The organism is Magnetospirillum sp. XM-1 (assembly GCF_001511835.1).
Classification (GTDB): domain Bacteria; phylum Pseudomonadota; class Alphaproteobacteria; order Rhodospirillales; family Magnetospirillaceae; genus Phaeospirillum.
The window spans coordinates 1,838,796-1,852,315 of record NZ_LN997848.1; the positions used below are offsets into that span (position 1 = coordinate 1,838,796).

The following is a 13,520-nucleotide window of genomic DNA, read 5'->3' on the forward strand; positions in this document are numbered from 1 at the left end:
TCATCCGGTTAGACCATAGCAGGAGATCAGAATCAGCCCTGGAATTGCTGGAGCCAGCCGGCCAACTGGTTGGCGGGCATGGGCTTGGCGTAGCGGAATCCCTGGACCTTGATGCAGCCGGCGTCCCTGAGGTGCCGTTCCTCGCCCTCGGTTTCGACGCCCTCGGCGACGATGGACATGTCCAGCGCGTCGGCCAAACCCAGGATTGCCGAGACGATCGCGGCGTTTTCGCTCTGGTTATTGACGTCGCGCACGAAGGAGCGGTCGACCTTGATGGTCGAAAGCGGCAGCCGCTTCAGGTAGGACAGGCTGGAATAGCCGGTGCCGAAATCGTCCACCGAGACCTGGATGCCGATCTCGCGCAGGCGGTTCAACTGCTCGATGGCGCGTTCGGGCTCGGCCATCACCGTGCTCTCGGTCAGCTCGATCTCAAGCTGGGCGGGCTGGACGCCGTACTGGGCCATCAGGTCGGAGATGCATTCCACCAGGGCGTGGTTGAGGAATTGCCGCCCCGAGACGTTGACCGCCACCTTGATGCCGCTCAACCCCTCCTCGCGCCAGGCGGCGATCTGGCGGCACGATTCCTCCAGCACCCACCAGCCGATCATGGAGATCAGGTTGCTTTCCTCGGCCACCGGAATGAACAGGGCCGGCGAGACCTGGCCGCGATCGGGGCTGTTCCAGCGGATCAGCGCTTCCACGCCGCTGGTCTGGCCGGTCTGCAAGTCCACCTGCGGCTGGTAGAACAGCTGGAACTCGCCCCGGACCAGGGCGCGGCGCAGCGCCTCCTCCAGCTTCAGGCGGTCCAGCGCCTCGTCGTTCATGTTGGAATCGTAGAAGCAGAAGGTGTTGCGGCCCTTCTGCTTGGCCCGGTACATGGCGGTGTCGGCGTCCTTCATCAGGGCGTTGAAGTTGTCGCCGTCCTCGGGGTAGAGCGCGATGCCGATGCTGGCGCCCACGTGAACCTTGTGTCCGGCCAGTTCCACCGGCTCGTCCAGGGCGGCGGAGATCTTTTCCGCCACCTCGGCCAGTTCGCTGCTGCTCTGGAAGTGGGTCAGCACCACCACGAATTCGTCGCCGCCCAGGCGCGCCACCGTGTCCGAACGCCTCAGCGTATGGCGCAGACGGTCGGCCACCACCTTCAGCAACTGGTCGCCGGCCACGTGGCCGAGCGAGTCGTTGACGATCTTGAAGCGGTCGAGGTCGAGGAACATCAGCCCGATGCGGCGGCCCTCGCGCTTGGCCACCTCGATGGCGTGGTGGACGCGGTCCTCCAGCAGCAGGCGGTTGGGCAGGCCGGTCAGGGTGTCGTGGGTGGCCTGGTGGACCAGCAGCTGTTCGGCCTGCTTGCGCTGGGTGATGTTCTCCTTGACCGCCATGAAATGGGTCACGGCGCCGTTATCGTCGCGGATGGGCGAGATGGTGGCGTATTCCCAGAACAGGCTGCCGTCCTTGGCGCGGTTGCACAGCTCGCCCTGCCAGGTGGTGCCGTTGGACAGGCAGTACCACATGTCGCGGTAGAGCGAGGCCACCGTCTCGCCCGATTTCAGCAGGCGGGGATTGCGGCCCAGCACCTCGTCCTCGGAATAGCCGGACACCAGCACGAAGGCGCGGTTGACGTATTCGATGGCGCCATGGGAATCGGTGATCATCACCGAGACCGGCGCCTGTTCCAGGGCGGTTTCCAGCTTGCGCAGCTGAAGCCGGCGCTGGTGGATCTGCGTCACGTCGCGCGAGAACATCGCCACCCGGTCGTGGTGGCCGGCGGCGTTGGCGACCGGATGCATGTGGATGTCGAACAGCCGGGCGCCGATGGCGTGGTGGCTCTCGACGCTGTCGCCCCGGGCCAGGACGCCTTCGATGCCGCGGCGGATGGGGGTGGCGACGGAATCCGGCAGGTGGTCCCACGCCGGCTGGCCCGGCAGGTCCTCGCCGCTTTTCTCGAAGATGGCGGCGGCGGCGGCGTTGAGCGCCAGGATGGTGCCCTGGGCGTTCAGCAGCACGATGCCGTCGGTGGACGAATCCAGCATGGCGCGGATCAGCGCCCTTCCGTCCAGGATGGCCTGTTCCGCCAGCTTGCGCTTGCTGACGTCGTAGATCCAGGCCAGGTTCACCGCCTCGCCGTTCAAGGTGGCGGGGCGGATGGTCAGCACCGACCAGAAGGACGAGCCATCGACGCGGAAGAACTTCACGTCGGCGTCGACGATTTCGCCCGCTTCCTTCAGCTGGCGCACCACCTCGTGGCGCTGGGCGTCGTCGGCGAACAGGCGCCGCGCCGGATGGCCGATGCACTGTTCGCGTGCCATTCCGGTGATCTCGCAAAAGCGACGGTTGGCGAACACCACCTTGCCGTCCCTGCGCCGGGACACGGAAACACCAACCGGGCTCTCGTCGAGAATGCCCAGGAAATCAGTGATTTCGGTCGGAAGGGACATGGGAGGCGAGGTCTCAGGGAAGGGGCGGTTGAGTCAAATCTAACCGCAAAATGACGAAGTGTCACGACGGGGATCGGGTGTTCGCCCCACATGGCTTGAATCCCTCCGCCGTGTCCGCCACCTTCAGGTTTTGGCGTTCGCGCAAGGGAGGCGGGCATGCGGCGGATCATCCTGGCCCTGATCGTGGTCTTGCTGGCGGATGGTCCTGGGCGGGCGGCGGATTTGCCGCTGTTCGACGCCCACATCCATTTCAGCCACGACGCCCGCGCCACCCTTTCCGCCGAGGAGGCGGCGGCCCGGCTGCGCCGCGCCGGAGTGACCCGGGCGCTGGTCTCCAGTTCCGACGATGCCGGCACCCAGGCCTTGGCAACGGCGGCGCCCGATCTGGTGGTGCCGGCGCTCAGGCCCTACCGCAAGCGGGGCGAGCTGACCTCGTGGCTGCGCGATCCCGGCAACATCGCCTATGTGGAGGGCCTGCTGGCCCGCAACCGCTATGTGGCCATCGGCGAGTTCCATGTGGACGGGGCCGATGCCGACCTGCCCAACGTGCGCCGCCTGGTGGACCTGGCGCGGAGCCACGATCTGTTCCTGATCGCCCATTCCGACGCCAACGCGGTCGAGCGGCTGTTCCGCCACGATCCCCGGGCCCGGGTGCTGTGGGCCCATGCCGGCTTCGAGCGGCCCGAGACGGTGGCCGACATGATGCGCCGCCACAAGGCCCTGTGGGCCGACCTGTCGTTCCGCTACGAGGTGGCCCGGGACGGCAAGGTGGCGCCCGGCTGGCTGGCGGTGTTCGGCGAATTCCCGGACCGCTTCATGGTCGGCACCGACACCTACACACCCGAGCGCTGGAAGGACGTGGAAAGCCACGCCGCCTGGGCGCGGTCCTGGCTGAGGACCTTGGCGCCCGATCTGGCCGAGGCCATCGCCCACGGCAACGCCGAACGGCTGGTCAGGATGTCTTCGGCAACGTCACGGTGACCGTGGTGCCCTTGCCGGGTTCCGACTGGATGGCGACGGTGCCGCCGAGCAATTCGGCGATGCGCCGGCAGATGGCCAGGCCGAGCCCGACGCCGCGGGCGGGATCGGCGCGCAGCGGGTCGACCCGCTGGAAGGGTTCGAAGATCTGCGACAGCTTGTCGGCGGGAATGCCGCAGCCGGTGTCGGCGACGGTGAGCCGCACGCCCTGGGCGTCGGCCTCGACGCGCAGGCGGATGTGGCCTCCGGCCTCGGTGTATTTGATGGCGTTGCCCAGCAGGTTGATGACGATCTGGCGGACGGCGCGGGAATCGGTGACCAGCGGTACCGATTCCCCCATCTCCATATCGAGGCCGATATCCTTGGCGATGCATTGCGGGCGCAGCATGCCGACGCATTCCCGCGCGATGGCGGCCAGGTCGCAGGACGCGACCGAGATGCGGTAGCTGCCCAGCTCGATGCGGCTGATGTCGAGCACTTCGTCGATGATGGACAGCAGATGGCGGCCGCTGTCGCCGATGGCGGCCACGAAGTCGGCGTGGTAGGGCGGCAAGGGACCGGCCATCTCGCTGGTCATGATCTCGGTGTAGCCCAGCACGGCGGTGAGCGGCGTGCGCAATTCGTGGCTCATATGCGACAGGAAGACGGTCTTGGCGCGGTTGGCGTCCTCGGCGGCCTGCAAGGCGGCGACCAGGGCGTCCTCGGCGGATTTGCGCGCCGTGATGTCCTCCTTGATCGCCAGGAAGTGCAATATGGCGCCATCGGGCGAGCGGATGGGCGAGATCGAGGCCCGCTCCCAGAACAGCTCGCCGCTTTTCTTGCGGTTCTGCATCTCGCCTTCCCAGGTCCCGCCGGCGGCGATGGTCTGCCACAGCTCGGCATAGACGGAATCGGGAGTGAGGCCCGATTTGAGGATGCGGGGGTTGAGGCCGCGCACCTCGTCCAGGGTGTAGCCGCAGACCTGGACGAATTTCGGGTTCACGTAATCGATGTTGCCGCGCGGATCGGTGATCACCACCGAGACCGGGCTCTGCTCCACGGCGCGCGACAGGGTGCGCAGCGCCTCCTCGGCCCGCCGGGCCTCGGTGACGTCGGTGTGGGTGGTGACAAAGCCTCCGCTGGGCAGGGGGTTGCCGATGACCTCCAGCGCCGTGCCGTCGCTCCGCTGGCGCTGGAACCGGTGCGGCTGGAAGCTGCGGGCCAGGGCCACGCGCTCGGCCACCTGGACCTCGGGATCGCCGGGGCCGTATTCGCCCCGCCTGGCGTTGAAGCGGAGGTAGTCCTCCAAGGTGGTGCCGGGACGGGTCATCTCGGGCGGCAGGCGCAGCAGTTCGGCGAAACGTCGGTTGCTGGCCACCAGGCGCAGGTCGTCGTCATAGACGCTGACGCCCTGGCTGATGTTGTCCAGGATGGTTTCCAGGGTGCGCGACTTGGCGGAAAGCTCGCGGCGGCTGGCATTCAGGTCGGCGGTGCGTTCCTTGACCCGGGCTTCCAACTCGCCGTGGGCGGCGGCCAGGGCGCGCCGCGCCCCCTCCCAGCGCCCGGCGATGTGGTGGGCGATGGCGAAGCCGATGGACGACACGACAAGCAGCAGGGCGCCGACCATGGTCGAGATGCGCGTCACCTCGGGCGTGATCTCGTCGACGAAGCTGGAGCGGGGCCGCGCCAGCGCCACCGTCCAGCCGGCGTGCAGCCGGACGAAGGAGGCGACCACTTCCTCGTTGCCGGCCTGGGCGAAATAGTTGCGCACCACCGCCCGGCCCGGAGCGGCGGCGCTGTCCTGGAAGGCCTTGGCGGCGGCGGCCAGGGCGGTGTCGGGGGCGTCAGCCGTCTGGCCGTGCCCGGCCGCCGCGATCACCGCGCCCTGGCGGTCCACCAGAATGCCCATGTCGAAGGGCGGCAGGATGGTGGACGCGAAGATCTCGGTCAGCTTGGGCAGGTGGATGACGCCCCCCAGGTGCAGGATCAGGTTGCCCTGCTCGTCCAGGCGGGGCACGTCGATGGCCACCGCCGGAACGCCGTCGGCTCCGATGAAGGCGTCTGAAATCGCCGGCTGGCCCGTGCGGGCCGCGTCCTGGAAGTAGCTGCGGTCGGCGAGGTTGAAGCGCTTGAGCAGCCGCTGCACGGCGAAGGGGTGGCTGAGGTAATGGTCGCCGCTGGGTTGCAGCACGAACAGCACGGAAAAGCGCTGGTCCTCCAGCAGGCCGTCCAGAATGCGGCGCTTGGCGGCGTCCGCGTCGGCGGGAATGCCGTTGAGGCCGCGCTCCACCCGTCCCAGGTCGGGCAGTTCCGCCATGGCGGGCATGCTGGCGACGAAGCGCAGGTCGCCGGTCATCTCCTCGATGGAGCGGTCGAAGCCGGCGGCCAGGGCCGCCGCCACCTGACCCCGCTCGCGGCCCCACTGGGCCACCGCCTGGCGCTCCAGGGCATGGCGGAGGTAGCCCACCACCACGATGATCGAGACGAGACAGGTCGCCGCGATCGCCACCGCGATACGGACCCGCAGTCCCAGACGTCCCTCTCCTGCGCTCATCGCCCCGGTTTCATCCGATTTTGTTGATGTATTGTGGATGCACTTTCAGGTCTGGTGCAAGACACGTAACGCGGGTCGGTCGGTCCAGGCTTCGGGACAGCGGTCGGGCGGCAGGGTCACCGTCACGGTGGTTCCCTTGCCCGGGGTGCTGGCGATGGTCAACGCGCCGCCATGGGCCTCGGCCAGGGCGACGGCCAGGGGCAGGCCCAGGCCGATGCCCTCGGTTCCCCGGGTGAAGGCGGTTTCCACCCGGCAATACTTGGTCAGGGCCCTCTCGATTCCCTGGGCGTCCATGCCGACGCCGCTGTCGGCGACGATGAAGTGCCCGCCGGCCGAATCCCGGCGGGTTCTCAGCTCCACCTGTCCGCCCCGTGGGGTGAACTTGATGGCGTTGACCAGCAGGTTGGCCAGAATCTGGTGCAGCCGCAATTCGTCGCCGACGACCACGGCAAAGGCCGGGTCCAGGGATACCGTCACGGTCACCCCGGTGGCGTCGGCCCGTGCCTGCGCCATGCGTAGGACCGCGCTCACCAGCGGCCGGATGGCCACATGCTCGTCGCGAAGCTCCATCTTGCCGGCCTCGATCTTGGAAATGTCCAAGATGTCGTTGATCAGGGCCAGCAGATGCCGGCCCGAGGACAGGATGTCCTTGACGTAGGAGGCGTACTTGTCCGGCGCGTCGCCCATGGCCCGGCTGTCGATGGCGTCGGCGAAGCCGATGATGGCGTTGAGCGGCGTCCTGAGCTCGTGGCTCATGTTGGCCAGGGTTTCCGACTTCATCTGGTTCCGGCTTTCCGCCTCGGCTTTCTCGTGGCCGAGGCGTTCGCTGATCATCAGGGTGAAGGCCATGGTCCAGCCCACCACGAAGAAGATCTGCTCCATCACCACCAGGGCGTTGATGGCGGTGGGCGACAGGATGTCGCGGGTGGGGCCCTGGGACAGGGACAGCAGCGCGCAGATCAGGAACGAGACGGACAGCATGCCGGCCACGAAAGCGGCCACCAGATGGGAACGGAACCCGGTGCGGCGGAATTCGCCGAAAACCATGAACACGATGACCATGGTCACCAGGGCGTAGAACACCAGATAGCAGAACAGCCGGATCTGATAGGAGGGGGCGACGTAGAAGAAATAGGCGAACTCGGCGCAATAGGCCGCGCCCAGAGCGGCCAGCAGCCAGGGGTGCAGGCGCTTGCCGAAAAACTGCATGATGCCGTGCAGGGTCAGCAGATAGCCGGCGCAGATCAGGGCGTTGGCCAGCGGGAGCGAAATGAGCGGCGGCAGGAGGGGGCGGGCCCAGATGCCCAGATAGCCCAGACCCAGCAGGGAATTGGCCCAGGCGATGGATTTGAGGCCGGCCACCGGGCGGTGGCCGCAGCACAGGAACCAGGCGAAGGCGCCCGCCATGGCCGAGATCAGGACGAGGACGAGGAACAGCGTGCCGATATCCAAACTCACCCGTCCATATCCTTCAGCCATGTTCTGATCATTATGGGAATTGGAAGAGGCGTCGCCAAGCGGCGCGAAGAATATTGCCCGCTCCGCGCCCTGCCGGGGGCGTGGCGACTTGCCCGCCATCGCGGGCGGTTCTATAGTTCGCGGACCATGACAAATGCCGCCTTTCCGCACCGCCATCTCCTCGGCATCCAGGGCCTGGCCCCGAGCGAGATCACCAGCCTGCTCGACCTGGCCGAGGGCTATGTCGAACAGAACCGCTCGGCCGACAAGCGCAAGAACCTGCTGCGCGGCCGCACCGTCATCAACCTGTTCTACGAGAACTCGACCCGCACGCGCACCAGCTTCGAGCTGGCCGGCAAGCGCCTGGGCGCCGACGTCATCAACATGCAGTCGGCGGGCTCCTCGGTGCAGAAGGGCGAGACCCTGATCGACACCGCCATGACGCTCAACGCCATGCACCTGGACGTGTTGGTGGTGCGCCATCCGGATTCGGGCGCGGTCAAGCTGTTGTCGGAGAAGGTCAACTGCGCGGTGATCAACGGCGGCGACGGCAGCCACGAGCACCCCACCCAGGCCCTGCTCGACGCCCTGGCCATCCGGCGCAGGAAGGGCAAGCTGTCGGGGCTGACCGTCGCCATCTGCGGCGACGTGCGCCATTCGCGCGTGGCGCGCTCCAACATCTACCTGCTCAACGCCATGGGCGCCAATGTGCGGCTGATCGGCCCGCGCACCCTGATGCCGACGGCGGCCGACCGCATGGGGGTGGAGGTGTTCCACGACATGCGCAAGGGCCTGGCCGACGTGGACGTCATCATGATGCTGCGCATCCAGAACGAGCGCATGAGCGGCAATTTCATCCCCTCCATCCGCGAGTACTTCCACTTCTTCGGCCTGGACCGCGAAAAGCTGGGCCTGGCCAAGCCCGACGCGGTGATCATGCATCCCGGCCCCATGAACCGCGGCGTCGAGATCGATTCCGACGTGGCCGACGACGTGGAGCGTTCGCTGATCCGTGCCCAGGTGGAGATGGGCGTGGCGGTGCGCATGGCCTGCCTCGACATGCTGACCCGCGACCTGCCCCGCTCTGGAGGAGCCGTCTGATGGCCGCCCGCAATTCCTCGGGCCTGGTGGCCTATGTCAACGCCCGCCTGCTCGATCCCGCCTCCGGCCTGGACACCAGGGGCGCCCTGCTGACCAACGGCGAGACCATCGCCGACGTGGGGCCCGGCCTGTTCCAGGGCGGCGTGCCGTCGGGAATGGAAGTGGTGGATTGCCGGGGCCAGTGTCTGGCCCCCGGCCTGGTGGACATGCGCGTCCAGCTGCGCGAGCCGGGCGAGGAGCACAAGGAGAGCCTCAAATCGGCGGGCGAGGCGGCGGTGGCCGGCGGCGTCACCTCCATGGTCTGCCTGCCCAACACCGATCCGGTGATCGACGACGTGGCCTCGGTGGAGTTCGTGGCGCGCCGCGCCCGCAAGATCGGGCTGGCCAAGGTCTATCCCTATGCCGCCGCCACCAAGAACCTGGAAGGCAAGGAACTGGCCGAGATGGGCATGCTGGCCGAGGCCGGCGCCCTGGCCTTCACCGATGGCGTCCTGGCCGTGCGCGACGCCCAGGTGATGCGCCGGGCGCTGTCCTATGCCGCCACCTTCGGCCTGATGATCGTCCAGCACCCCGAGGAGCCGTCCCTGGCCAAGGGCGGCATGATGAACGACGGCGAACTGGCCACCCGCATGGGCCTGGCCGGCATCTCGCCGGCGGCCGAGATCATCATGCTGGAACGCGACATGCGTCTGGTGGAAATCACCGGCGGCCGCTACCACGCCGCCCATGTCAGCACCGGCGAGGGCGTCGAGATCATCCGCAAGGCCAAGGCCAAGGGATTGGCCGTCACCTGCGACACCGCGCCGCCCTATTTCGCCCTGAACGAACTGGCGGTGAAGGATTACCGCACCTTCGCCAAGCTGTCGCCGCCGCTGCGTTCGGAGGCCGACCGTCTGGCCATCGTCGCCGGGCTGCAGGACGGCACCATCGACGCGGTGGCGTCCGACCATTCGCCCCAGGACCAGGATTCCAAGCGGGTGCCCTTCGCCGTGGCCGAATTCGGCGGCGTGGGCCTGGAAACCCTGCTGCCGGTGACGCTGGACCTCGTCCATAACGGCCATATGAGCCTGATCCAGGCCCTGAAGCTGGTGACCTGCGCGCCGTCCGCCATCCTGGGGCTGGCCGCCGGCCGCCTCAAGGTGGGGGCGGCGGCCGATCTGGTGCTGTTCGATCCCGACCGCGGCTGGAAGGTCAACGCCAAGACCTTCCACTCCAAATCCAAGAACTCCCCCTTCGACGACCGCCCGGTACAGGGCATGGTGATGCGCACCATCGTCGACGGCCGCACGGTGTTCAAGCACGATGCTTGATCTCGGGACAGGCGGGCGGGACGCCCGCGCTCCTACGGTGGGGTACCGTTCCATGGGAGCGCGGGCGTCCCGCCCGCATTTCCGAGCCGAGGGGCCCCGCACATGATCCCCCTCATCCTCGCCGCCCTGGGCGGCTATCTGCTGGGCTCCGTTCCCTTCGGTCTAGTCCTGACCCGTCTGGCGGGCTTGGGCGACATCCGACAGATCGGCTCGGGCAATATCGGCGCCACCAACGTGCTGCGCACCGGCCGCAAGGGCCTGGCGCTCGCCACTCTTCTGCTGGACGGCGGCAAGGGGGCCATCGCCGTCGGGCTGGTCTGGGTCCTGCTGGGCCGGGATCTGGTGCCGGTGGCGGGCTTCGCCGCCGTGCTGGGCCACAATTTTCCCGTCTGGCTGGGCTTCAAGGGCGGCAAGGGCGTCGCCACCACCATCGGCACCATGCTGGCCGCCGCCTGGCCGGTGGGGCTGGCCTGCATCGCCACCTGGCTGGTGAGCGCGGCGCTGTTTCGCATCTCGTCCCTGTCGGCGCTGATCGCCCTGGCGGCCTCGCCCGGCTTCGCCCTCTATCTGGCCGGTCCCGAATATGCCCTGATGGCCGCCGGTCTGGCGGTGATGGGCTTTTACCGCCACAAGGCCAACATCATCCGCCTGATCCGGGGCGAGGAGCCCCGAATCGGGGGCAAGAAGAAGGACGCGGGCGAAGGATGAGCCCGCCGCCCGCCGCCGGAAGCCTGATCCAGCCTTTGCCGGATGCTTTCGACGCCGAGGTGTTCGACGCCCTGCTGGACGGCGGCAAATTCCGTCTGCTGCGCATCGTTTCAAATGGTCAGGCTACGCCCGAGGGCCAGTGGCTGGACCAGGACGACGACGAATGGGTTCTGCTGGTGGCCGGCGCCGCCATGCTCCTCATCGAAGGCGAGGAGACGGGGCGGGGCATGGTTCCCGGCGACTGGCTGCTGCTTCCCGCCCATTGCCGCCACCGGGTGGACTGGACCGACCCGGACCAGCCCACCGTGTGGCTGGCCCTGCACCGGGACGCGGGTTAAGCCCGCCTAGCGCATCGCCGCGTCGAGAAAGCCGAACATGCGGGCCGCCGAATCCTCGGTGGTGCCGTGGTCGTAGCGGTACATGACCTGATTGCCCCGGACATCCGTTTTTGAAAACCCGTTCAACTGGCGGCAGTCCCAGCAATGGGTGGCGTCGGGGTAGAGGTGCCATTCCACCGGCGCGCCGGCGGCCCTGGCGGCGTCGAGCGGCGGCTGGCAGTCCTTGGCCGGGGTCTCGGTGTCGTCGCCGCCCATCAGCACCAGAAGGGGCGTGGCCACGTCCGGTCCGGCGATGTCGAAGGCCGAACCGTTGCGCGGCCGGATGGTGAAGCAGCCGGGATACATGGAGACCACCGCCCGGAAGCTCTCGCCGTCGCCCAGCACCCCGGCCCACGAGGTCCTGGACGCCATCAGCCCGACCATGGCCCCCCACGACCAGCCGGCCAGGCCGACCCGCTTGGAATCCACATAGGGCAAGCTCCGCAGGTGGTGGGCGGCCTGGAAGGCGTCGCGCACGCCGCGGGCGAAGACCACGCCGTTCTTGGGGCCCATGCAGACCGTGTCGACGTTGCGCGGCCCCAGGGCGTCGATCAGCAGCACCACGTAGCCCTTCTCGACCCCGCGCCGCGCCCAGTCCTGCATGGAGGCGTTGGGGCGCTTGCTCTGCTGGCCCAGGCCGCCGCACTGGTGGAACAGCACCAAAGCGGGGAAGGGGCCGGGGCCTTCGGGCTTGAACACCGCCATGCGCGGCGTCGCGTTGGCCTCGAGCGCCGAGGCCTCGGCGGGAAAGGTCAGGTCGGGGGCCTGGGCGGCGGCCCCCCGCAACTCGCCCGGCGCTGGGATTTCCGCCGCCCAGGCGCCGCCGCCCATGGCGAGAAGGGCGCCGACGAGGATGCTTCTGATCATCGCTTACCCTTCGGCCCCGTTGTCCTTGCGCATGGAGGCCATGAACTGGTGCACCTCGCGGTCCAGGGATTGCGCCTCGGTGGTCAGGCGCCGGGCGATGCCCTGGACGGAATCGGCGCTGGTGCCCGCCGAGGCGGTGGCCGAGGCCAGTTGTCCCAGCACGGAGGAGACCTCCTGGGTGCCGGCCGAGGCTTCCTGCACGTTGCGGGCGATCTCGGCGGTGGCGGCGCCCTGTTCCTCGACGGCCGCCGCGATGGCGCCGGCGATCTCGTTGATGCGGCCGATGGTGGCGGCGATGGAGGCGATGGCGTCGACCGCTTCCCTCGTGCGGGTCTGGACCGTCCCCACCTGATTGGAGATTTCCTCGGTGGCCCTGGCGGTCTGGGTGGCCAGATGCTTGACCTCGTTGGCGACCACGGCGAAGCCCTTGCCCGCCTCGCCCGCCCTGGCCGCCTCGATGGTGGCGTTCAAGGCCAGCAGGTTAGTCTGGGCGGCGATGTCGTTGATCAGGGTCACCACCTCGCCGATATGGCCGGCGGCCTCGGCCAGGCCCATGACCAGGGCGTTGGTGCGCTCGGCCTCGGCCACCGCCTTGCCCGAGGTGTCCGAGGATTCGTGGACCTGGCGCGAGATCTCGTGGATGGAGGCGGACAATTGCTCGGCCGCCGCCGCCACGGTGGCGACGTTGCCCGAGGCCTGCTCGGCGGTGGCGGCCGCCGTGTTGGCCCTGTCGCCGGCCTCGTTCACCGCACCCGAGACGATGTTGGCGGCGCTTTCCATCTCGCCCACCGCCTGGACCACCACGTCGGTGACCCGCTTGATGGAGGTTTCGATGTCGTCGGCCAGTTGCAGCCGGGCCTGCCTGCGCTGGGCGCTGGCGGCCTTGTAGCTCTCCTGCTGGGCGGCGCGGGCCTCGGCCGCGCTGGCCGCCTCGTCCCTGAGCACGGCCACGGCGGCCAGCAGGGTGCCGATCTCGTCGGTGCGGCTGGTCTTTTCCACCTGGGCGGAATAGTCCTGGCGGGCCAGGCGCTGGGCCACGTCGGCCAGATGCCGGATCGGGGTGGCGATGTTGCGGGCCAGCAGCCCGACCAGTCCGAGGGCGACCACCACCACGCTCAATGCGATGGCCGAGAACTCGATGGCGGCGGTGCGGAACTCGGCGTCGATGTCGTCGATATAGACGCCGGTGCCCACCACCCAGTTCCAGGGGGCGTGGGCCATGGTCACCGACACCTTGGGAACCGGAGTGTCCGATCCGGGGCGGGGGAACTTGTAGAATTCCACTCCCTTGCCCGACTTGGCCCCGGAGATCAGGCCGCGGATGTAGTTTTTGCCGTCGGAATCCTTGCTGTCGATGAAGTTCTTGCCTTCCCGCTCCGGGCGGGTGGGGTGCAGCACGTTGATGCCGTCGTAATCGTAGATGAAGAAGTATTCGTCGCCCTGATAGCGGAGCGGGCGGAGTGTCTCGAGCGCCTGGGCCTTGGCCGTCGCCTCGTCGAATTCGCCCGCCTTGGCGCGGTCGTGGAAGGATTTGAGGGTGCCCCGCGCCACTTCGGCCAGGGCCGTCACCTTGCCGATGCGGTCGTCGAGCATGGATTGCCGCAACTGGCTGAGCGCCACCGCCGACAAGATCACGAATCCCACCAGCGCCAGGACGGCGGTGGACATCAGTTTTAGTAGAATCCCCGAGCCCTTGGACATGGCCATCTCCTCTCCCCAATCGGCTTATGTCTGCCGTTTAGGAGAGAGTATT

Annotated in this window: 10 protein-coding genes; 5 read left to right on the top strand and 5 right to left on the bottom strand. The window is 68.1% G+C overall.

All coding sequences use genetic code 11. From position 1 onward, the window contains the following. Positions 1–32: 32 nt before the first annotated feature. Positions 33–2,435, bottom strand: a complete 2,403-nt coding sequence (locus XM1_RS08610) for an EAL domain-containing protein (protein ID WP_068432670.1) — start codon at positions 2,433–2,435, stop codon at positions 33–35. Positions 2,436–2,591: 156 nt separating this feature from the next. Between XM1_RS08610 and XM1_RS08615 the strand changes: the two genes are divergently transcribed. Next, positions 2,592–3,416 carry an amidohydrolase family protein gene (locus XM1_RS08615; protein WP_068432672.1) on the top strand — a complete coding sequence of 275 codons (825 nt, stop codon included), beginning with the start codon at positions 2,592–2,594 and terminating at the stop codon, positions 3,414–3,416. On the opposite strand, the gene XM1_RS08620 is transcribed toward XM1_RS08615, so the two are convergent. Beyond that, positions 3,388–5,946: a PAS-domain containing protein gene (locus XM1_RS08620; RefSeq protein WP_068432674.1), complete on the bottom strand. Its 2,559-nt coding sequence runs from the start codon at positions 5,944–5,946 to the stop codon at positions 3,388–3,390. The genes XM1_RS08615 and XM1_RS08620 overlap by 29 nt on opposite strands. A gap of 45 nt (positions 5,947–5,991) precedes the next feature. After that, positions 5,992–7,404: a sensor histidine kinase KdpD gene (locus tag XM1_RS08625; protein WP_172821900.1), complete on the bottom strand. Its 1,413-nt coding sequence runs from the start codon at positions 7,402–7,404 to the stop codon at positions 5,992–5,994. 147 nt (positions 7,405–7,551) lie between these two features. Here XM1_RS08625 and XM1_RS08630 point away from each other — a divergent pair, with 147 nt between their 5' ends. The 4 genes from XM1_RS08630 (at position 7,552) to XM1_RS08645 (ending at position 10,861) form a co-directional block, all read left to right on the top strand. Continuing rightward, complete coding sequence (locus tag XM1_RS08630) at positions 7,552–8,505, top strand: aspartate carbamoyltransferase catalytic subunit (protein ID WP_068432678.1); 954 nt, start codon at positions 7,552–7,554, stop codon at positions 8,503–8,505. Continuing rightward, positions 8,505–9,815, top strand: coding sequence for a dihydroorotase family protein (locus XM1_RS08635; protein ID WP_068432679.1), 1,311 nt, complete (start codon positions 8,505–8,507; stop codon positions 9,813–9,815). The genes XM1_RS08630 and XM1_RS08635 overlap by 1 nt, the downstream gene beginning before the upstream one ends. A gap of 102 nt (positions 9,816–9,917) precedes the next feature. Then, positions 9,918–10,523 (top strand): glycerol-3-phosphate 1-O-acyltransferase PlsY, encoded by a 606-nt coding sequence (plsY, locus tag XM1_RS08640; RefSeq protein WP_068432680.1) that lies wholly within the window; start codon positions 9,918–9,920, stop codon positions 10,521–10,523. Next, positions 10,520–10,861 (top strand): cupin, encoded by a 342-nt coding sequence (locus tag XM1_RS08645; protein WP_068432681.1) that lies wholly within the window; start codon positions 10,520–10,522, stop codon positions 10,859–10,861. The genes plsY and XM1_RS08645 overlap by 4 nt, the downstream gene beginning before the upstream one ends. A 6-nt stretch (positions 10,862–10,867) precedes the next feature. On the opposite strand, the gene XM1_RS08650 is transcribed toward XM1_RS08645, so the two are convergent. Both XM1_RS08650 and XM1_RS08655 read right to left on the bottom strand, forming a co-directional pair. Further along, entirely contained in the window at positions 10,868–11,767 is a 900-nt protein-coding gene (locus tag XM1_RS08650) for a dienelactone hydrolase family protein (protein WP_068432682.1), read from the bottom strand. A 3-nt stretch (positions 11,768–11,770) separates the two neighbouring features. Continuing rightward, positions 11,771–13,474, bottom strand: coding sequence for a methyl-accepting chemotaxis protein (locus tag XM1_RS08655; RefSeq protein WP_231920740.1), 1,704 nt, complete (start codon positions 13,472–13,474; stop codon positions 11,771–11,773). Positions 13,475–13,520: the final 46 nt, after the last annotated feature.